The sequence below is a fragment of the Streptomyces sp. NPDC047081 genome, from assembly GCF_040643775.1.
Lineage (GTDB): Bacteria > Actinomycetota > Actinomycetes > Streptomycetales > Streptomycetaceae > Streptomyces.
On sequence record NZ_JBEYUY010000051.1, the window covers coordinates 1 to 19655 of the forward strand.

General features: G+C 70.2%; 16 protein-coding genes and 1 pseudogene. 6 read left to right on the forward strand and 11 right to left on the reverse strand.

Annotated features, from left to right (window positions below):
• The 3 genes from kdpB to kdpF all read right to left on the reverse strand — a co-directional run.
• A partial coding sequence (gene kdpB, locus ABZ848_RS47340; protein ID WP_360842712.1) for a potassium-transporting ATPase subunit KdpB occupies positions 1-1766 on the reverse strand: 1766 nt, incomplete at its 3' end.
• Between the two features lie 29 nt (positions 1767-1795).
• A complete protein-coding gene (gene kdpA / locus ABZ848_RS47345; RefSeq protein ID WP_360842714.1) occupies positions 1796-3460 on the reverse strand; it encodes a potassium-transporting ATPase subunit KdpA in 1665 nt (554 codons plus the stop codon).
• A gap of 8 nt (positions 3461-3468) precedes the next feature.
• Positions 3469-3558 (reverse strand): K(+)-transporting ATPase subunit F, encoded by a 90-nt coding sequence (gene kdpF, locus ABZ848_RS47350; RefSeq protein ID WP_016434100.1) that lies wholly within the window; start codon positions 3556-3558, stop codon positions 3469-3471.
• Between the two features lie 512 nt (positions 3559-4070).
• On the opposite strand from kdpF, the gene ABZ848_RS47355 reads away from it, so the two are divergent.
• Positions 4071-4580: a hypothetical protein gene (locus ABZ848_RS47355; protein ID WP_360842717.1), complete on the forward strand. Its 510-nt coding sequence runs from the start codon at positions 4071-4073 to the stop codon at positions 4578-4580.
• On the opposite strand, the pseudogene ABZ848_RS47360 reads toward ABZ848_RS47355, so the two are convergent.
• Positions 4558-5714, reverse strand: a pseudogene (locus ABZ848_RS47360) (ATP-binding protein); the annotation flags it as partial. The gene ABZ848_RS47355 and the pseudogene ABZ848_RS47360 overlap by 23 nt on opposite strands.
• 247 nt (positions 5715-5961) lie before the next feature.
• Here ABZ848_RS47360 and ABZ848_RS47365 point away from each other — a divergent pair.
• Entirely contained in the window at positions 5962-7536 is a 1575-nt protein-coding gene (locus ABZ848_RS47365; protein ID WP_360842720.1) for a Na+/H+ antiporter, read from the forward strand.
• Here ABZ848_RS47365 and ABZ848_RS47370 read toward each other — a convergent pair.
• From ABZ848_RS47370 to ABZ848_RS47400, 7 genes are all read right to left on the reverse strand, one after another.
• A complete protein-coding gene (locus ABZ848_RS47370) occupies positions 7533-8045 on the reverse strand; it encodes a hypothetical protein (protein WP_360842723.1) in 513 nt (170 codons plus the stop codon). The genes ABZ848_RS47365 and ABZ848_RS47370 overlap by 4 nt on opposite strands.
• Positions 8046-8483: 438 nt before the next feature.
• Positions 8484-9362, reverse strand: a complete 879-nt coding sequence (locus tag ABZ848_RS47375; protein ID WP_360842726.1) for a LysR substrate-binding domain-containing protein — start codon at positions 9360-9362, stop codon at positions 8484-8486.
• Positions 9363-9480: 118 nt separating this feature from the next.
• Positions 9481-10479, reverse strand: a complete 999-nt coding sequence (locus tag ABZ848_RS47380; protein WP_360842728.1) for an RNA polymerase subunit sigma-70 — start codon at positions 10477-10479, stop codon at positions 9481-9483.
• Between the two features lie 74 nt (positions 10480-10553).
• Positions 10554-11498 carry a hypothetical protein gene (locus ABZ848_RS47385; protein ID WP_360842731.1) on the reverse strand — a complete coding sequence of 315 codons (945 nt, stop codon included), beginning with the start codon at positions 11496-11498 and terminating at the stop codon, positions 10554-10556.
• Positions 11499-11656: 158 nt separating this feature from the next.
• Positions 11657-12613: a TauD/TfdA family dioxygenase gene (locus ABZ848_RS47390; protein WP_360842733.1), complete on the reverse strand. Its 957-nt coding sequence runs from the start codon at positions 12611-12613 to the stop codon at positions 11657-11659.
• Between the two features lie 86 nt (positions 12614-12699).
• Positions 12700-13245 (reverse strand): HEAT repeat domain-containing protein, encoded by a 546-nt coding sequence (locus tag ABZ848_RS47395; protein WP_360842735.1) that lies wholly within the window; start codon positions 13243-13245, stop codon positions 12700-12702.
• Positions 13246-13328: 83 nt separating this feature from the next.
• Entirely contained in the window at positions 13329-14876 is a 1548-nt protein-coding gene (locus tag ABZ848_RS47400; protein ID WP_360842737.1) for a GH32 C-terminal domain-containing protein, read from the reverse strand.
• 169 nt (positions 14877-15045) lie between these two features.
• Here ABZ848_RS47400 and ABZ848_RS47405 point away from each other — a divergent pair, with 169 nt between their 5' ends.
• The 4 genes from ABZ848_RS47405 to ABZ848_RS47420 are packed head-to-tail and all read left to right on the forward strand — an operon-like array spanning position 15046 to position 19650.
• The gene (locus ABZ848_RS47405) at positions 15046-16455 is read left to right on the forward strand and encodes an extracellular solute-binding protein (RefSeq protein WP_360842740.1); all 1410 of its coding nucleotides are present in this window, start codon (positions 15046-15048) and stop codon (positions 16453-16455) included.
• Positions 16452-17399 carry a sugar ABC transporter permease gene (locus ABZ848_RS47410; RefSeq protein ID WP_360842742.1) on the forward strand — a complete coding sequence of 316 codons (948 nt, stop codon included), beginning with the start codon at positions 16452-16454 and terminating at the stop codon, positions 17397-17399. The genes ABZ848_RS47405 and ABZ848_RS47410 overlap by 4 nt, the downstream gene beginning before the upstream one ends.
• A 14-nt stretch (positions 17400-17413) precedes the next feature.
• Positions 17414-18268, forward strand: a complete 855-nt coding sequence (locus tag ABZ848_RS47415; RefSeq protein WP_360842745.1) for a carbohydrate ABC transporter permease — start codon at positions 17414-17416, stop codon at positions 18266-18268.
• Positions 18265-19650 carry a glycoside hydrolase family 32 protein gene (locus ABZ848_RS47420; RefSeq protein ID WP_360842748.1) on the forward strand — a complete coding sequence of 462 codons (1386 nt, stop codon included), beginning with the start codon at positions 18265-18267 and terminating at the stop codon, positions 19648-19650. Before ABZ848_RS47415 ends, ABZ848_RS47420 begins: the two co-directional genes overlap by 4 nt.
• The last annotated feature ends 5 nt before the right edge of the window (positions 19651-19655 follow it).

The window sequence follows — 19655 nt, forward strand, 5'->3', positions numbered from 1 at the left end:
CCCCGGGTGATGAGGAGTTGCTTGCCGATCTCGACGATCTCGATGAGCTTGGTCGGGTTGGAGTCGAGGTCGACCATGTTGCCGGCCTCCTTGGCGGCCGACGTACCCGTGTTCATCGCCACGCCGACGTCGGCCTGGGCGAGCGCCGGCGCGTCGTTCGTGCCGTCGCCGGTCATCGCGACGAGCTTGCCGCCCGCCTGCTCGCGCTTGATGAGGGCCATCTTGTCCTCGGGCGTGGCCTCCGCGAGGAAGTCGTCGACGCCCGCCTCCTCGGCGATCGCCTTGGCCGTCAGCGGGTTGTCGCCCGTGATCATGACGGTCTTGATGCCCATCCGGCGCAGCTCGTCGAACCGCTCCCGCATGCCCTCCTTGACGACGTCCTTGAGGTGGATGACGCCCAGGATCCTCGCGCCGCTCTCGTCCTCGACGGCGACGAGCAGCGGGGTGCCGCCCGCCTCGGAGATCCGGTCGGTCAACTCCTGGGCGTCCTGGGCGACTTCGCCGCCCCGCTCGCGCACCCAGGCGATGACCGAGCCGGCCGCGCCCTTGCGGATCCTGCGCCCGTCGACGTCCACGCCGGACATACGGGTCTGGGCGGTGAAGGCGATCCACTCGGCGCCGGTGAGCTCGCCCTGGTGCCGCTCGCGCAGTCCGTACTTCTCCTTCGCGAGTACGACGACGGAGCGGCCCTCGGGCGTCTCGTCGGCCAGCGACGACAGCTGGGCGGCGTCGGCCACCTCGGCCTCGGTCGCGCCCGACACCGGCACGAACTCGGCGGCCTGCCGGTTGCCCAGCGTGATGGTGCCGGTCTTGTCGAGCAGCAGCGTCGACACGTCACCGGCGGCCTCAACCGCCCTGCCGGACATGGCGAGTACGTTGCGCTGCACCAGCCGGTCCATGCCCGCGATGCCGATCGCGGAGAGCAGGGCGCCGATCGTGGTCGGGATCAGACAGACCAGCAGGGCGACCAGCACGACCATCGTCAGGTGGGTGCCCGCGTAGTCCGCGAACGGCGGCAGCGTCGCGACCGCCAGCAGGAAGACGATCGTCAGCGAGGCCAGCAGGATGTTCAGCGCGATCTCGTTCGGCGTCTTCTGCCGGGCCGCGCCCTCGACGAGGCTGATCATCCGGTCGATGAAGGTCTCGCCCGGCTTCGTCGTGATCTTGATGACGATGCGGTCGGACAGCACCTTCGTGCCGCCGGTGACGGCCGAACGGTCGCCTCCGGACTCGCGGATGACGGGCGCCGACTCGCCGGTGATCGCCGACTCGTCGACGGAGGCCACGCCCTCGATGACGTCACCGTCACCGGGGATGATGTCGCCGGCCTCGCAGACGACCAGGTCGCCGATCTTGAGGTCGGTGCCGGGCACCTGCTCCTCTCGGTCGCCCACCAGCCGCCGGGCCACCGTGTCGGTCTTGGCCTTGCGCAGGGTGTCGGCCTGCGCCTTGCCGCGGCCCTCGGCGACGGCCTCCGCGAGGTTGGCGAAGACGACGGTCAGCCACAGCCAGGCGCTGATCGCCCAGCCGAACCAGTCCCCCGGGTCCTTGAAGGAGAACACGGTGGTCAGCACGGAGCCGATCCACACCACGAACATCACGGGCGACTTGACCATCACCCGCGGATCGAGCTTGCGGAACGCGTCCGGCAGCGACTTCAGCAGCTGCTTGGGGTCGAAGAGGCCCGCACCGACGCGGCCCTCGGGAGCCTTGTGCCCGGTGGGTACGTCGCTGTGCGGCGCCCGGGTCGGAGTGGCTGTGGACATGGAGTCCTCTTGATTCGTTACGTCGGTGGTCATGACGCCAGCCCCTCGGCCAGCGGGCCCAGCGCCAGCGCCGGGAAGTAGGTCAGACCGGTGATGATCAGGATCGCGCCCACCAACAGACCGGTGAACAGCGGCTTTTCGGTGCGCAGGGTGCCCGCCGTGGCCGGCACAGGCTTCTGCTCGGCGAGCGAGCCGGCCAGCGCCAGCACGAACACCATCGGCAGGAAACGGCCCAGCAGCATCGCGAGTCCGGTCATGGTGTTGAACCAGTCGGTGTTCGCGTTCAGCCCCGCGAAGGCCGAACCGTTGTTGTTCGCGGCGGAGCTGAAGGCGTACAGCACCTCGGAGAAGCCGTGCGCGCCGGAGTTGAGCATCGAGTGCGGCGGAGTCGGCAGGGCCATGGACGCGGCCGTGAAGATCAGCACCAGTGCCGGGGTGATCAGGATGTAGCAGGCGGCCAGCTTGATCTCGCGGGAGCCGATCTTCTTGCCCAGGTACTCGGGCGTACGGCCGACCATCAGACCGGCGATGAACACCGCGATGACCGCCATGATCAGCATGCCGTACAGGCCGGAGCCGGTACCGCCGGGCGCGATCTCGCCCAGCTGCATGCCCAGGATGGTGATGCCGCCGCCGAGACCGGTGAAGGACGAGTGGAAGGAGTCCACCGCGCCGGTCGAGGTGAGCGTGGTCGACACCGCGAAGATCGACGAGGAGCCGACGCCGAAGCGCACCTCCTTGCCCTCGTACGCCCCGCCCGCCGCCTGCAGCGCCGTGCCGTGGTGGGCGAACTCGCTCCACATCATCAGGGCGACGAAGCCGACCCAGATGGTGGCCATCGTGGCGAGGATCGCGTAACCCTGCTTGATCGAGCCGACCATGACGCCGAAGGTCCGGGTCAGGGAGAACGGGATGACCAGCAGCAGGAAGATCTCGAAGAGGTTCGTGAACGGGGTGGGGTTCTCGAAGGGGTGCGCGGAGTTGGCGTTGAAGTAGCCGCCGCCGTTGGTGCCGAACTCCTTGATGGCCTCCTGGGAGGCGACCGCGCCGCCGTTCCACTGCTGCGACCCGCCCATGAACTGACCGACCTCGTGGATGCCGGAGAAGTTCTGGATGGCACCGCACGCGACCAGCACGATCGCGGCGATCGCCGCGCCGGGCACCAGGATCCGCAGGGTGCCGCGCACCAGGTCGGACCAGAAGTTGCCGAGTTCACCGGTGCGGGAGCGGGCGAATCCGCGCACCAGCGCCACGGCGACGGCGATGCCGACGGCGGCCGAGACGAAGTTCTGCACGGCCAGACCGGCGGTCTGCACGACGTGACCCATGGTCTGCTCGCCGTAGTACGACTGCCAGTTGGTGTTGGTCACGAAGGACACGGCCGTGTTGAAGGACTGCGCCGGGTTGACCGAGGAGAAGCCGAGCGAGCCGGGAAGGATGCCCTGCAGCCGCTGCAACAGGTAGAGGAAGAGCACGCTGACGGCGGAGAAGGCGAGGACTCCGCGCAGGTACGCGGGCCAGGTCATCTCGGCGTCGGGGTTGGCGCCGATGCCCTTGTAGATCCACTTCTCGACGCGCCAGTGCTTGTCGGAGGAGTAGACCCTGGCCATGTAGTTGCCGAGGGGGATGTAGGCGAGCGCCAGCGCGCCTATGAGGGCGAGCAGCTGGAGGAAGCCGGCGAGTACGGGTCCCATGTCGTGGCTCAGAACCTCTCCGGGAAGATCAGGGCGAGGACGAGATAGCCCAGCAGGGCGACGGCCACGACGAGGCCGACGATGTTCTCGGCGGTCACAGCTTCGTCACCCCCTTGGCTACGAGAGCCACCAGCGCGAAACCCGCGAGCACGGTGACGACGAAGGCCAGATCGGCCATCGCGAACTCCTGGAGTGAGGTTCGGTTGAATCGGACGGTTCGAGGAAACAGCCTTCGCGGCCGGAAACGAGCGCCGTTGACGGGTCCCATACGGCGGCCCGCACGGCTTTGACGGGACTCTTACGGGCCCGCCCCGTACGGGTGAGTTCGGCGCCGTGACCGGCGGTGACCTGGTTCACAGCAGCCGGAAACGGAGCCGGCAGATCACCGCGTCGGTCTCCCAGCCACAGCCGCTCCGGCTCGGTCTCCGGGATCAGTACCGTGACGCACGTACCCGGCTCGGCGGCGGCCCTGTCCGTCGCTTCCTTGCGGCATCTTCGAGCCGATCCGGCCGACTTTGACGGACCCTTGCCGAGCGAGAACCGTCTGGCACGCGTCAGAGCCGCGTCAATACGTGCCACCGCGCCCGGCCGGGTCTCTACCGTCACCTGCATGGATGGCCGCGAGAGGGTGTACGACCGCCGCTGGGGACGGGATGTGCGGGATGCCGTCCGGTGTGCCGGGCTGCTTCTCGCGCTGCTCCTGCTCGTCGACGGGGGCTCGGGCCGACTCACCGCCCGGCGCTGCCTGTTGTGGCTCGCGCTCGCCGCGCTGCTGCTCCTCGCGCTGTTTCCCGCCCGGGTCTCGGCCGGCGAGGACTGGCTGGGCTCACGGCCGCTGCTTCGTGAACGCCGGGTCCGCACCGATCTGCTGGTGTCGGTGCGCTGCCTCGACGGCATCTCCCAACGGCTCCTGCTGCGCGACGCGTTGGGTGCGCGCGTCCGGATCGACCCCGAGGTGCTGGTACGCAACCCCGAGCTCTGGCTCCGCCTGGAGGCAGGCGCCCGGAAGGCCGCGGCCGACGGCCTGCTGCTGTGCGGCCGGACCGCGCTGAGCCGTCTCTCGGCCCGCATGGACCGGGAGACCGCGCGGGCCGTGTTCAAGGTGTCCGGGCTGGAGTGACTCCCGTCATCACCTGTGCGGCGAACGGCAGCGACACGACCATCGTCAGACCTCCGCCAGGGGTGTCCTCCGGGGTGAGCGTGCCGTTCATCGCCTCGGTCAGGCCGCGGGAGAGGACGAGTCCTAGGCCGAGGCCGGTGGTGTTGTCGGTGTCGCCGAGCCGCTGGAAGGGCTCGAAGAGCCGCTCACGGCCGTCGGCGGGCAGACCGGGCCCGCGGTCCACGACCCGCAGTTCGACGCGTCCCGCCAGGGCACTCGCGGTGACCAGCACGCGACCCAGCCCGCGGCGAGCGGTGTGCGCAGGTCGTGGCCGACGGCACGCAGCAGGGCCGTACGCAGCCCGTCGGCAGCCTTGACCGGCTCCACCTCGGCCGCGGCCTCGGCGAGCCGGGCCCGCTCGACGGCCGATCCGACGTGGGTGGCGAAGGCGGCCAGCACCCGCCGTTCGGAGGAGGAGAGGGTACGGCCCCGCAGCACGAGGTGGGCTCCGGGACCGGCCGGAACGGCCGTCACCTCGGCCGCGTCGGGCGGCTCGTCGACCAGTTCCGCCGACTCCATGCCGAAGGTCTCGCGGGTGCGCTCCAGCAGCGCCGGGATGGTCGCCTCCCCGCGCACGATGCTGCCGGCCAGCGACGACATGGGCGGCGCGACAGGCGAGGGCCGCGTCGACCTTCTCCGGCGGATAGGCGTTGCCGTGCGCCATCCGGCGGCGCAGCCCTCGGGCGGGATGTCCACCAGCTCGACCTGGTGCGCCCGGCGTACGACCTCCTCGGGCACCGTCTCGTGCTGGGGCACCCCGGTGATCTTCTCGACCACGTCGTTGAGCGATTCGAGGTGCTGGATGTTGAGCGCGGTGATGACGTCGATGCCGGCGTCCAGGAGGGTCTCGATGTCCTGCCAGCGCTTGTGGTTGCGGCCGTCACCGGGAACGTTGGTGTGGGCGAACTCGTCGACGATCACGACCTGCGGTCGCCGGGCGAGGACGCCCGCCAGGTCCATCTCCTCGAACCGCCCGCCGCGGTAGGCGCAGGGCGCGCGCGGGACGGTCTCCAGGCCGTCGAGCATCGCCTCGGTGTGCGGGCGCCCGTGGCACTCCGCGAACCCGACCACCACATCCGCGCCGCGCGAGGCCCGTACGTCACTCATCGCCGCCGACGCGCTCCGCTCACTGACTCAACTCCCCCGCGCACACGGGTTCCTCCCCTACGGAAGCCGCTTCGCGGGACGGCCGACGCGGGTGTTGGCGGCTTCTTGGCGTCGGCCCCGGGGACCTTGACGCTGTCTTGACGTGGCCTGGCCCGATAGGGTGAGGGCAGGTGTGCCGGGAAGTCTGGTCGGCCGGGGACCACGGCGGTTCTCCGTAAGCCCCCAGGGGGACGGCATGCGCGGCGTCGGTACGGTTCTCGCCCTCGTGGTCCTCGCCACACTGGTCGCCACCTTCGCGCGCCGGTGGCGCATTCCCGCCCCTTCTCTGCTCGTGGTCGCCGGTCTCGCGGTGGCGCTGCTGCCGGGCACTCCGCAGATCGAGATCAGCCCCGAGGTCATCGGCCTGGTCGTGCTGCCGCCCCTGCTGTACGCGAGCGCGGAGGAGATGCCCTGGCGGGAGCTGCGCGCGGTGTGGAAGCCGGTCGGCATCCTCGCCATAGGGCTGGTGCTCGCCTCCGCTGCGGCCGTCGGGGCGGTGGCGGCGCTGGTGACCCCGCTGTCCTGGGAGATGGCGTTCGTGCTGGGGGCGGTGCTCGCCAGCACCGACCCGGTGGCCGTCACCGCGCTGGGCCGGCGGCTGGCGCTGCCGCCCAGGGTGCAGGTGCTGGTGCAGGCCGAGAGCCTGTTCAACGACGCGACCTCGCTGGTGCTGGTCAGGGTCGCGGCCGGGATCGCGGTGGCCTCCGCCGCCGCGAACTGGGGCGCGGCGGGAGGGGAGTTCCTGGTGCTCGCGGGCGGCGGTACGGTGATCGGGGCCGCGGTGGCCGCGGCGATCGCCCTGATCCGGCGGCGCACCGAGGACCCGGTCCTGGAGACGGTGATCGCCCTGGTCACCCCGTACGCCGCCTATCTGCTCGCGGAAGCCGCGCACACCTCCGGAGTGACGTCGTGCGTGGTGGCCGGAGTGGTCCTCGGCGGCCGGGGTGACCGGCTCACCAACGCCCGCATCCGGCTCCAGCTGCACGCCGTGTACGGCACGGTCGTCTTCCTCCTGGAGAGCGTGGTGTTCAGCCTGATCGGGCTGGCCCTGCCCGCCCAGGTGCGGGCGCTGGCCGACGGCGACCGGGCCTGGCCGCTGTACGCCCTCGCGGTCGCCGGCACGCTCGTCGCCGTACGACTGCTGTGGCTTGCGCCGCTGTCGGCCGTCGTACAGCGCAAGGGCGGGATCGGCCGCCTGAACTGGCGGATACCGATGGTGCTGACCTGGGCGGGCACCCGCGGGGTGATGCCGCTGGCCGCCGCCCTGTCCATTCCCGAGGTCATGAAGGACGGCACCCCTCTGGCCGACCGTCCCCTCGTCCTGGTCCTCACCACCTCGGTCGTGGTCGTCACCCTCGTCGTGCAGGGCTTCACCCTGGCCCCGGTCGTCCGCGCCTCCGGGATCGCGCTGGAGCCCGCCCACACCGCGCGCGAGGAGGCCGAGGCCCGCTCCCACCTCGCCCACGCGGGTCTCGCCCGCCTGGAGGAGCTCGCCGAGCTGGAGGTCGTACCGGACGTCGTCCTCGACCGCCTCCGCCGCGGCCTGACCGCCCGCCTGGACGACGCCCGCGACCGCCTCACGGAACAGAACGGCAGCGCGACGGCCACCGAGTCCGCCGACCTCGTCTACCGCCAGCTCCGCCGCGACCTGATCACCGTCGAGACCATCGAACTCCAGCGCCTGTACGACGCCCACACGATCAGCGACACGACCCGCCGCCGACTGCAGCGCTCGCTCGACCTGGAGGAGGCCCGCCTGGCCGACTCCTAACGGAACTCGGCGAACCTGAGCCGCAGCCCGAACAGCGTCAACAGCACGGCCGACACCAGCAGACCGACCGCCCACGGCAGCAGACCGTTGACCGAAGACCGGCCCGCGTCGACGGAGGACGTGAAGTGGGCGCGATTGATTCCGGCCACCTTGTCCAGGGCGGCCGTCCACGCCCCGAAGTGCGCGTTGGACGTGCCCGGCTGCCACCCCATGCAGAACTCGACCGCCTCCCGCTCCTTCCCCGCCGCGGCCCGCTCACCGACGAAAGTGATGTTGTCCAGCTCGCGCCGGAACTCACCGGTGAAACGCAGGTCGCGGTGGCCGGTCCCGTACGCCTGCCAGGTGGCGGCCGGCCGGGAGTCGTACGACGCAAGATCGAGCAGGTAGCGGCTCTCGTCGGCGTTGGCGTCGTAGGCGATCGCGCGGGCGCAGGCGAGAGCGACGATGGAGTCGAAGGCGTCGTGCCGGGCCGCGTAAGGAGACCGGGTCAAGATTCGCGTCAGCGGCATGCAACGGAGCGGACCGGCGGGCTCGGCCGGCGACCGTCACTGGTACGCCAGCGCCCGTTTCGCGGTGACCTGCGCCCGAGTGTTCGGCGTCCTGGTCGACTGGGACGCGGGAAGCCTGACGCCCCTCCGCGCCCTGCTCTGGGCCACGCTCTCGGCGGCCGTGTGCGCGGTCCTGGTGCCGCCGCGGGTGACCGCGGGCCCCGGGTGGCTCGCGGTACGCACACTTCGGCGGAGGCGAGTGATCCACGGATGCGCTGACGGCCGTACGGCAGTACGACGGGCTCTCGTCCCACCTGGTCCTGCGGGACGTCCACTGCCACAGCCTGTGCCTCGCCGCCCGCGCCCTCACCGCCAACCCCCTGCTCTGGCACGAACTCGACACGAGCGTCCGCCGCTCCCTGGAACGGGGAACGCTTCGCACCGGAGCGGAACCGGATCTCAGTCCGGGCCCGGGCCGAGCATGCGGCGGGAGAGTTCGGCGAACTGGTGCAGCTCGGGCATGGTGCGGTGCTTGCTGTAGGCCAGGGCGACCATGCGCGGCGCGACGCCTTCCAGCGTCAGGCAGGCGACGTCGTCACGGCGGTAGAAGCCGGCCATGCCCGCTGGCATGACATAGCACCCGGCGCCGGAGGCAACACCCTCCAGGCACTCCTCGATCGTCACGGGAAACCGCCCGGCATCCGTGTGCGGTGCGAGGGGTTCGCGCGGCAGCCGTCCCCGCCATTCCGGGACGTCCCGCGGGTCCTGCAACAGGGCCATGTCCCGCAGGTCCTCGACATGCACCGCCTTGAGTTCCGCGAGCGGATGCGTGCTCGACAGTGCGACCACTCGGGGCTCCGGGAAGAGCGGGACCACCTCGAACATGCCCTCCGGCAGGGGCAGTCGGACGTAGCAGACGTCGACCCGGCCATCGACCAGGAAGTCGACCTGGTCGGTGATCGAGGTGTGCACGACCTCGATGTCGAGCTGCGGCGCCATCGCGGCGAACTCCCGCACGATGGGGGTGACGACGATGCCCGGCATGAAACCGATGGCGAAGTGGTTCACCTCCCGGTCCGCCGTCCGCACCCGCTGCTGCACCGCCTGCGACATCGCCAGCATGGGCCGGGCGTCCTCCAGCAACTGGTGCCCGGCCCGGGTGAGTACGGTGCCCTGCCGGTCCCGCAGGAAGAGGACCACGCCCAGGTCCTCCTCCAGCGCCCGGATCTGGCGGCTGAGCGCCGGCTGGGTCATGTAGAGACGGCTCGCCGCCCGCACGAAGCTGCACTCCTCGGCCACGGCCACGAAGTAGCGCACCCGGCGCATGTCGAGGTCCATGAGCCTCATGCTAGCCGTGCCGAATGGCATATGCCGAAACGGCCTCGGGTTCGGCTCCGCCGCAACGTCCTTGCCCGCCAAGGGAGTTGAGCACAGGGGGCGGGCGTTCACACCGCAGCTACTCTGTGCCGTCCGCCGGCAGGCACTCCGGCAGCCCGAGCCGCGGGAACCGGTCGGCGTGGAAGATGACGATCTCGGTGATGGCCCCGCCGGAGACCCGCAGGACGTCGATCGTCAGCGGCAGGTACGCGCCCTCCCGGTCCCGCCAGAGGTAGAAGGCGACAGCGGGCTGCCGGTTCACGGCGGTGCGGACGGGGCGCAGACCCTTCATGCCCTCGAAGCCGTCTGCGACCCAGTCGTTCACCACCGCGTCGCGGCCCACGTGCAGCCCCGGCGTGGGCGGCATCGAGCAGCGGACGTCGTCCCGCAGCATCGAGGCGAGCGCCGGAACGTCCGTGGCCACGCTGGCGTCGGTGAAGCGGCGTACCAACTCGCGCGTCCCCGCGTCCTGTTCACCGCCGGTCCAGTCCTGCCGCTCGGCGGGCAGGTGTTCCCGCATGCCGGCGCGGGCCCGCTGCAGCGCGCTGTTCACGGAGTTGACGGAGCTCCCGAGGGCCTCCGCGACGTCCTTGGCCGGCCAGCCGAGCACGTCCCGCAGGATCAGCACGGCCCGCGGCCGCGGCGCGAGGTGCTGGACCGCGACCACGTACGCCAGCTCGATCGTCTCCCGCGCGACGACGACGGTCTCCGGGTCGTCCGCGTCGCCCGCGGGCAGCTCGTCGAGCAGCCGGTCCGGGTAGGGCTGCAGCCACAGCACCTCACCGCCGGTCGCGGGCTCCGGGCGGCACCTGGCGAGCAGGTCCAGGCAGGCGTTGGTGGCGATCCGGTACAGCCAGGCCCGGAACGTCGAGCGCCCCTCGAAGGTCTCCCGCCGCCGCCAGGCACGGAGGAACGTCTCCTGCACGGTGTCCTCGGCGTCCTCGAACGACCCGAGCATCCGGTAGCAGTGCACGTGCAGCTCCCGCCGGTGCCGCTCCGCCAGCCCCGAGAACGTCGGCTCGTCGACCTCGCCCAGCCCGCTCACGCCCAGCTCCTCCAGCCGCGTGTCCACACTCATGACGTCATCCTTCCGCGCCGTCCTGTCCTGCCGTGTCCTGTCGTACGTGTGACGGGTACGGGCGCGAAAACTCATCACGAGGGCCGAGCGACGTCCCGGTTGCGCCAGCTCAGCGAATACGCCGCCTGGCGAGCTCGCATCAATTCGCCGAGCGGCCGATGCTCCGTTGCCGCAGTCCAGGGGTTGAAGCTGCTCTTCTCGACGGTCCTCGCGAATGCCTCGTCCGGTGTCTGCCGCGACACGCGCAGTCGCGCCACGGGCACCCACGGCGCGTCCCACCGAACCGACGAGTCCTCGATCGGCGTCCGGATCTCGTCCTCGAAGAACTGGGCCTGGAAAAGGAATTCCAGGTCACCGTCCGCCAGTCGCGCGTACATGTCGGCGGCCAGATCCCTGCGCGCTTCCTTGTTGATCGTCGTCGAGGCGGCGCACAGCTTCAACCGTGCCGCGTAGTCGCCGAAGGTGATCGGCATGATGCTGAAGAAGTCATGCGTGGCGAATCCACTGAACGGTTTCGCCATGTCCCGGAAGTTCGCGACGGCGCTGCGTGTCAGCTGTGGCTTCGCCGCGGCCTTGCGGAGAGCGGTTCCGGGCGTACTGGTGGAGAGCTCGACGATTCCGACGACGTCCGCGCTGCCGCTGACCTTCAGGGTCTCCTGGCTGACGAGGGTGAAGTTCTGCTCGACATCGGCGGCCGACGGCGTCGAGGCCCCGAGGACCTTGATCGCGAACCCGCGGATGTCGGGAGCCCGGTCGGTGGAGAAGTTCCCGTTGGACAGCCGGACATGGGCCTCATGAACAGCGGGAAAGGCGAAAATCCCCTGCCGCGCATACTCGGGAAGCCCCTCCTCCACCACGAAATCCGCCCTGAGTGCGGCGACTTGCTTGCGGTGCAGCGCCCTGCCGTGGCCATGCTTCTTCAGACGCTGACGTTGCAGTTCACTGAAAACGTGCGCCTGCTCCGCATGGCGCGTGCTTTCGTCAGGCAGAAAAGTCTCGCGCCACTCAGTGCTCGGCATCTTCTGAGGCCTCTTCAATGTTCGGGCCCTCCGTCGGATGGAAGGCGGGTACCGAGCATCCCGGGCCGACGACACGTCACGCCAATGCCGATCGCGCGAACCGTCATGCCGATCAGGCATAGCGGCAGGACAGTGACTTTCTGCTCAACCTCAGCGGACTACCAACGCCCGGGTTCCGTCCCCACCAAAGCCTCCGACGCCCCGCCGTCCACCCCCACCGGCACGTCCCCGGTCAACATCACCCGGTGCATGATCCGCGGAAAGTCGAGGTGGGCGTTGTCGCTCGGCGCGAGGTGGATCGTGGCGCGGTTGTCCCAGAAGGCCACGCTGCCGGGCTCCCAGCGGAAACGGACCGTGTACTCGGGCCGGATCGCCTGTTCCAGGAGCATGTCGAGGATCGCGCGGCTCTCCGGCCGGGAGAGGCCGGCGATCTGCTCGACGTAGTAGCCGTTGACGAACAGCACCCGCTCCCCCGTCTCCGGGTGGACCCGGACCAGCGGGTGCACGGAGGCGACCTGGTGGTCGAGCAGGTGGCGCAGGTAGGAGTCGTCCCCGGGGCGCGGCTGGTAGCCGACGCCGAGGCGGTGCTCGGCGCGCAGGCCGTCGACGAACTCCCGTACCGGCGCGGACAGTCCGGCGTACGCGGCCGCCAGATTGGACCAGGTCGTGTCGCCTCCGTACGGCGGTACGGTCTCGGCGCGCAGGATCGTCGCGGCCGGCGGGTCGATCCGCGCGCCGTGGTCGCAGTGCCAGCCGCGCAGCAGCGTGTGCCGGCGGCGCTGCAGCCACTCCTCGTGCTCCATCCCGAACTTCCAGCCCAGCTCCAGCCGGTCGGCGGTCGTCTCCACCTCGGGGAAGTCGGGCGGCGAGGCACTCCCCCGCTTGCCCAGCAGGACCGGCTCACCGAACCGGCGCGCGAAGGCCACATGCCCGGCGTGGTCCAGCCGCTGCCCGCGGAAGAACACCACCTTCCAGCGCAGCACGGCCGCCCGGATCGCGGCGACCTGGGCGTCGTCGAGGTCGCCGGCCAGATCGACGCCCGCGATCTCGGCCCCGATGTGTCCGGCGACCGGTCGCACCTCGATCCCCGTCGCCCAGTCCCGGTCCGTCGTCATGCGCGCCCTCCAGCAGCCGTCAGTCGTCCAGTTCCACGAAGATCGTGACAGTGTTCGCGAGCCTTGGCGACAGGGCCTCGTACCCCTCAGGCCCGGGACGGGCGTACGGGCTTCGGTGCGGTACGGCGGTGGATGGGGCCGCCGGGCGTGTACCAGCCCGCCTTCTTGCGCACGACAGGAGAAGGGTCCTCGTCCCGGGCGCGTACGAGAGCCGCGAGGGCCTGCGGGTCCGTGTGCACCCAGCGTGCGACGAGTTCGACCGCCCGCGCCCTGACCTGCGGGTCCGGGTCGTCGTGCAGGATGCGGATTGCGCACGGCTCGATCACCGCACGGTCGGGACGGCACGCGTCGGCGTCCGGCTTGCAGCGGTCGCAGGACAGGGCGTGCAGCGCGGCCACCCGCACCCCGGGGTCGGGGTCGTCGACCATGGCGATCAGGTCGTCCACCGCCTCGGGGACGAGGAGTTGGTCCAGCAGCCGGCAGCACTCCTCGCGCACCTTCGGCACGGGGTGCGCGAGCCCGCGGCGGATGTCCGGCACGGCTTCCGGACCGCGTCGCATGAGTTCGCGGAAGGCGTCCGGGCGGCGCGGTTCGCTGCCCAGGGCGTCGACAAGGGATTCGTTCGTCGGCATCGGATCCTCCCGTCGGCCGGTCCGACGAGACGAGTGTGTGCGCCCGGCTCCCTGGGCCTCAAACCCTTTTACGGCGGGACGAGTTACACCGTGAACTCCCGTACCACCGTGTTCCGGAACACCGCCGTTCCGTCGATCGTGAACAGCGCGAGCCCGGTGTCGATCAGGTACGGGAACGCCTCCGAGGAGTGCACGTACCGGCCGTCGTCGACGAACATCTCCACGCTCGTGCGGTCGACGAGGATGCGCAGCTTCACCGTCCCCGCGGACCGGTCGAACGGGCTGTGGCTCTCCTGGCGGTTCCCGCTGATGTCGGGGTTGACGGTGTTGCGGCGGTTGAGGAAGGCGTAGTCGCCGTAGATCCCGGCGTCGATGTGCCGGCCGCCGTCGGGCGAGCGGCGCAACTGCATGCCGGCGCCGGTGAGTTGGTCCCATGTGATCTCGGTGGTCAGCTCGTAGGAGACGCCGGTGTAGTCCAGCACGCGGGTGCCGTCGACGGTCAGGTCGCCGAGGTTCACGGTCCGGGAGACGTACGAGTCGAGCGCGGCCACCGGCTGCGAGGCGAGGTAGTAGGCGCCGGAGGAGGCGCGCTTCAGCCCGACCTCGCGGACGATCGAGTCGGTGCCGTCGAAGCCGTCGCAGTCGATGGTGGGCGTGGTGTTCGCGTAGGCCCAGTTGTTCAGCCACCCGAGGGCGTAGCGGGCCGTCGGGTCGAGGGTGCCGCCGGTGTTCCGCTTCTCGAAGGTGACGGCGCCGTACCAGTCCCAGCCGTGGTCGAGCCACTGGGGGTCGGTCGAGTCGGCGGTGAATCCGCTGCCGTCGAAGGAACCGGTCCAGTACGCGTACGTGTTGGGCTGTCCGGACGAGCGGCCGTCGGCGCTGGCCCCCAGCACCCACTTGGCGGTGCCGTCGTCGGCGGTGATGCGGAACAGGTCGGGGCACTCCAGGACACCGATGCCGTCCTTGGTGAAACCGCCCGTGTAGGTCCAGGACTTCAGGTTCGTCGACCGGTAGAAGCCGATCTTGTTGTTCTCCGCCAGCGCCATCACCCACTGGTTCCGGTCCTCGTCCCGGATCACCTTGGGGTCGCGGAAGTCGGCCACGCCCGGGTTGGGCAGGACCGGGTCGGTGCCGTGATTCGCAAACGTACGGCCGCCGTCGGTGGAGTAGTACAGGAACTGCTCCTGGTGATCGGTGCCGCCGCCCGGCGACATGGTCACCAGTACGACCACCGCGCCCGCCCCGAAGCCCGCGGTGTTGCCGGTGTCGACCACCGCGGAACCGGACCAGAGGTCCCCGTTGGGCGTGGTGTCCTTGGGCACCGCGACCCCGCGGTCGGTGAAGGAGACCAGGTCGGTGCTGGTGGCCAGGCGCCACGCGGTGCCGACGGCGCCGCTGAAGTAGTCGGCGTTGTAGAGGTAGTAGTACTGGTACTCGCCGTCGATCCAGACCGGCCGCTGGGGGTCGTTCTTCCACGCGTCCGGAACCGCGAAGTGGTACCCGGCCCGGTAGCTCGCGCACCCGGCCTTGACCGCCTTGGGTTTCGCGGTGGCCGGTGCCGCGGGCAGCAGTGCGGCGGCCGTGCCGGCGCCCGTACCGGCCAGCAGGGCTCTCCTGGACATCCCGTGCATCACTCTTCGTTCCTCTCGTCGTCGAGTCGAGAACGGCGGCTCATGTGATGCAGGACTGTGCGACCTAACTCGTTAAAGGTCAAGGGGTGCACGACCCTTGACAGCGCCTCGGCGGGCTCCCCATCATCTCGGGCATCAACCCTGATCTAACACGAGTTAGGCACGCTGGATGACCGACTCGAACCTCACTCGCCGCACCCTGCTGCGATACGGCGCCTACGGGGCGGGAGCCGCCGCCCTGGCCGGTACCGCCGCGAGCTGGGACCGGCTCACCGGAAGCGACATCCCCGGCCGCGACGACGGCTCGCTCACCGTCGCCACCCTCGGCCCCGCCTACGGGCCGCAGGCCATCCGCACGCTCACCGACGGCTTCCGGAAAGTGCACCCGGACATCAAGCTCCGGATCAACGCCGTCCAGGCCGTCGACTGGTCGGACTTCTTCGCGAAGATCCTCACCCAGATCGCCGCGGGCACCGCACCCGACCTGGTCTACGTCGCCACCGAGGGCGTGCAGCTGTTCGCCGAGAGCCTCGGCGTCCCGCTGGACCACTATGTGCGGCGGGACGCGGCCGAGCTCAAGGAGTACTTCGCCGACGTCCACCCCTCGCTCGTCGAGTCGATGATGTACGAGGGGCGGCTCTATCAGCTGCCGGTCGAGTTCAACGCGGCCGACATCTATCTGAACCGGCAGGTGCTGAAGCGGGCGGGCGCGGACTTCCCCGCCCCCGACTGGACCCGCGACGACTTCACGACGCTGCTGCGGGACATGAAGAAGTCCAGCGGCTCCCAGTTCACGCCGTACTTCTGGACCAACCGCCTGTGGGGCGGAGTGGTCCCCTGGCTCTTCGCCAACGGCACCAACCTGCTCACCGAGTCCAAGGCCCCCGGCGGCGCCTGGCTGTGGGACTCCTTCTACCCGGCCGCCGAGCGCGAGGGCCGCGGCGGTGGCTTCCGCTGGACCACCCCGCAGGCCACGGACGACCGCGTCGAGGAGGCGTACGACTACCTCGCCTCCCTCATCCAGGAGGGCCTGTGCACCCGCCCCGAGGGCGGCAACGGCCAGAACCTCGTCGGCGTGTTCTCCACCGGCCGCGTCGGCGTCACACCGGCGGGCGGCTTCTGGGCCGGCGGTCTGCATCTCGCCGGCATGAAGGCCGACGCCTTCGACGTGCAGTACTTCCCGCGCTGGCGCACCCAGCGCCACCAGTTCGGCGCGGCCGGCTACGCACTGCTGCGCACCTCCAAGAAGCAGGACGAGGCCTGGGAGTTCATCAAGTACGCCGCCCGCCGGGACACCCTCATGCGGCTCTTCGACACCAACCAGACCACCCCGGCGCGCCGCTCGATGCTCACCGCCGGCCGCTACCAGGAGTCCGGCCCGCGGCACTGGCAGGTCTTCTACGACACCCTCGACAAGTTCCCCGACACGGGACCGATCCCCGCCCCACCGCAGGTCGCCGAGGTGACCGAGGTGCTGCTCAAGTACACCGGCACCGCCCTGGCCTCCCCGCGCTCGGTGCGTCCCGCGCTGCGCCGGATGCAGGGCGATCTGGAGAAGGCCATGGAGCGTGACGTATGACGAACACTCAGACAGTCAGCCCCGCAAGGCCGTTGACCCAGCCGGTCGCGGCCCCGCGGCAGTCCCACCGGGATCGCGGTACGCGGCTGCTGGCCACGCTCTTCCTGGCCCCGACCGTCGTCGGGATCGTGGTCTTCACGGTCGTGCCGATCGTCGGCTCGGTCGTGCTGAGTCTCTTCCACTGGAACGTGATCGACTCGCCGAGCTTCGCTGGTACGGCCAACTACCGTGAGGTCTTCACGGATTCGACCGTGCGGGTCTCCTTCCTCAACACGCTCGTGTTCATGGTGTTCGCGGTCGCGGCGCAGTTGCTGATAGCCCTCGCACTGGCGCTGACCCTGAACGGCCGGATGCCGACCTGGCTACGCTCGGTGTTCCGTTCGGCGTTCTTCTTCCCGTTGGTGCTGTCCGCCGCGTCGATCTCCGTGGTGATGAAGTACCTGTTCAACCAGGACTTCGGTGTCGTCAACTGGCTGATCGGGCTGGTCGGTATCTCCCCCGTGCCGTGGCTGACTTCGGAGCACGCGGCACTCGCGACCGTGATCATCGTGTACGTGTGGCAGCAGTTCGGCTTCTCGTTCCTGCTGTTCATCGGCGGTCTGAACAACATCCCCAAGGAGGTCCACGAGGCCGCCTCCCTGGACGGCGCGACGGGCCTGCGCAAGCACCTGCACGTGACGCTGCCACTGCTGTCGCCGACGCTGCTGGTGGCGACCGTGGTCGGTGTCATCAACGCGCTGCAGGTCTTCGAGCAGCCGTACGTCCTCACCAACGGCGGCCCCGGCGACTCCACCCGCACCGTCGTGATGGTCATCTACGAGAGGGCGTTCGAGCAGCTGCGCTTCGGCGAGGCCTCCGCGGTGGGCGTGCTGCTCTTCGTACTGATCATGGCGGTGACCGCCCTCCAGTTCCGGCTCAGCCGGCGTTTCGTCCACTACCAGTGAGCCGGGTGAGTCTCTTGAGCCAAGCAAGCCTGTCCCTGAGCCGCGCCCGGTACTCGCTCGGGCCATGGGCGCGCATCGTCGCGCTGGCCGTGTGCGCGCTGCTGACCCTCGGGCCGGTCATCTGGACCGTCTCCACCTCGCTGCGCACCCCGGCCCAGTCCTTCGACCTGCCCCCGAAGATCATCCCGACGCATCCGACGACCGAGGCCTACCGCGGGGTCTTCGACCAGCTCGACGTGTGGCTGCTCGCCCTCAACTCGACGTTGGTGACCGCGCTGATCGCGGTCGGCCAGATGTTCACGGCGGGACTGGCCGGCTACGCCTTCGCGCGCCTCGAATTCCGTTTCAAGAAGCCCCTGTTCGGGCTCGTGCTGGCGACGATGATGGTGCCGCTGCAGGTCACGATCGTGCCGGTGTTCCTGGTCCTGAAGTCGATGGGCCTGACCGACACCCTGCTCGGTCTGATCATCCCCGCCTTCCCGACCGCGTTCGGCACCTTCCTGATGCGCCAGTACTTCCTGGGCATGCCGAAGGACCTGGGCGAGGCCGCCATGCTGGACGGCGCCGGACCGTGGCGGATCTTCCGATCGGTGTACGCGCCGCTGGCCGCGCCCGGCCTCGCGATCGTCGGCGTACTGGCCTTCAACTACCACTGGAACGAGTTCTTCCGGCCGCTGATCCTCGAGACCTCCGGCCAGAACTACACGCTGCCACTGGGCCTGGTCTCGCTCCAGGGCAACCTGGGCACCGGGTCCATCTCGGTGGTCCTCGCCGGTGTCGTCCTGTCCATGCTTCCCGCCGTCGCCGTGTTCGTCGTCGGCCAGCGCCCTCTGCGCGAGGGCATCACGTCCGCAGGAGTCAACCGTTGAGCCACGACCCCAACGCACCGCGCTTCAGGGTCCGTCCGCCCGGCAACTGGATCAACGACCCCAACGGGCCGTTCCGTTGGCGGGACCGCTTCCACCTCTTCTACCAGCACAACCCTGAGGCGCCGGTGCACGCGAACGTCCACTGGGGCCATGCCTCCAGCCCGGACCTCGCACACTGGGAGCACCATCCGATCGCGCTCACCCCGACACCCGGCGGCCCGGACGAGGCGGGCTGCTGGTCGGGCTGCGTGGTCGACGACGACGGTGTGCCGACGGCCGTGTACACCGGCGTCGACCGACACCACACCGGCCTCGGCACGATCTGCCTGGCCCGCGCGGTCGTCCCGGACGACGAGACCCTGACCGACTGGAAGCCGCTGCCCGCACCGGTGGTGTCCGGCCCGCCCGCCGGCCTGGGCGTGACGATGTTCCGTGACCCGTTCGTGTTCCGAACCGGTGGGCGGCGGTGGGCACTTGTCGGAGCGGGGCATGCGGACGGGACGCCGTCGGTCCTGCTGTACGACTGCGACGAGCTGATCGACTGGCGGTTCGCCGGGGTGTTCCTCGACGGCAACGACCCTGTCGCGGCGGACGTGTTCGGGGACAAGGCGGTCGGCTGGGAGTGCCCGCAGCTGTTCACCACGGCCGGTGGCGAGTGGGTGCTCGTGCTGTCGCTGTGGGACGGACACCCGTGCCACGCAGGCTATCTGACGGGGCGTCTCCAACCCTCCGGCAACGGTCAGTTGAGTTTCGAGGCGCGGTCCGGCGGCCTGCTCGACCACGGGCGGGATTTCTACGCCCCCGCGGTGCTCCAGGGGGCGGACCGGGCGCTGATGTGGGGCTGGTCCTGGGAGGCGCGGGAGCAGAGCGAGGTCGAGAGCGCCGGGTGGGCCGGGGTCCTCACCGCGCCGAGGGTCGTGGACACGCATTCCGACGGCACGCTGGGCGTCGTACCCGCTCCGGAGCTCGAACTCCTGCGTGCGCCCGAGCCGTTCGTCTCCGCACCCGGCGGCCGGGTTCCGCTCCCGCGGTCGTACGACCTGACGGTCACCGCGCGCGGTCGTACCACCGTGAGTCTGCTGCGGTCCGCCTCCGGTCCGGAGCTGACGGTCGTGCTGGACCCGGACGAGGGCACCGTGACGCTGGATCGCGGCGGCTGGCCGAGGTCGCGGCCGGACGGGTCGGCGCCGATCGTGGTGCGGGCGCCTGCCGAGGAGGTGCGGGTGCTGGTCGACGGTTCGCTGGTGGAGCTGTTCGTCGACGGCCGGGCCACGGTCACCGAGCGGGTCTACCGTCGGCCGGACGATGTGGCCGAGCTGGAGGTGACCGGGCTCGCGGGCGGGGTCACCGGCTGGGAGCTGCTCACCCGTACGGCCGAGTGATCACA

Excerpts from the sequence above, each read along its gene's own strand:
- ABZ848_RS47370 (WP_360842723.1), bottom strand. The coding sequence starts at position 8,045 with ATGCCGCTGACGCGAATCTTGACCCGGTCTCCTTACGCGGCCCGGCAC.
- ABZ848_RS47405 (WP_360842740.1), top strand. The coding sequence starts at position 15,046 with ATGACCGACTCGAACCTCACTCGCCGCACCCTGCTGCGATACGGCGCC.
- ABZ848_RS47375 (WP_360842726.1), bottom strand. The coding sequence starts at position 9,362 with ATGGACCTCGACATGCGCCGGGTGCGCTACTTCGTGGCCGTGGCCGAG.
- ABZ848_RS47395 (WP_360842735.1), bottom strand. The coding sequence starts at position 13,245 with ATGCCGACGAACGAATCCCTTGTCGACGCCCTGGGCAGCGAACCGCGC.
- ABZ848_RS47400 (WP_360842737.1), bottom strand. The coding sequence starts at position 14,876 with ATGCACGGGATGTCCAGGAGAGCCCTGCTGGCCGGTACGGGCGCCGGC.
- ABZ848_RS47365 (WP_360842720.1), top strand. The coding sequence starts at position 5,962 with ATGCGCGGCGTCGGTACGGTTCTCGCCCTCGTGGTCCTCGCCACACTG.
- ABZ848_RS47410 (WP_360842742.1), top strand. The coding sequence starts at position 16,452 with ATGACGAACACTCAGACAGTCAGCCCCGCAAGGCCGTTGACCCAGCCG.
- ABZ848_RS47385 (WP_360842731.1), bottom strand. The coding sequence starts at position 11,498 with ATGCCGAGCACTGAGTGGCGCGAGACTTTTCTGCCTGACGAAAGCACG.
- ABZ848_RS47380 (WP_360842728.1), bottom strand. The coding sequence starts at position 10,479 with ATGAGTGTGGACACGCGGCTGGAGGAGCTGGGCGTGAGCGGGCTGGGC.
- kdpA (WP_360842714.1), bottom strand. The coding sequence starts at position 3,460 with ATGGGACCCGTACTCGCCGGCTTCCTCCAGCTGCTCGCCCTCATAGGC.
- ABZ848_RS47390 (WP_360842733.1), bottom strand. The coding sequence starts at position 12,613 with ATGACGACGGACCGGGACTGGGCGACGGGGATCGAGGTGCGACCGGTC.
- ABZ848_RS47355 (WP_360842717.1), top strand. The coding sequence starts at position 4,071 with ATGGATGGCCGCGAGAGGGTGTACGACCGCCGCTGGGGACGGGATGTG.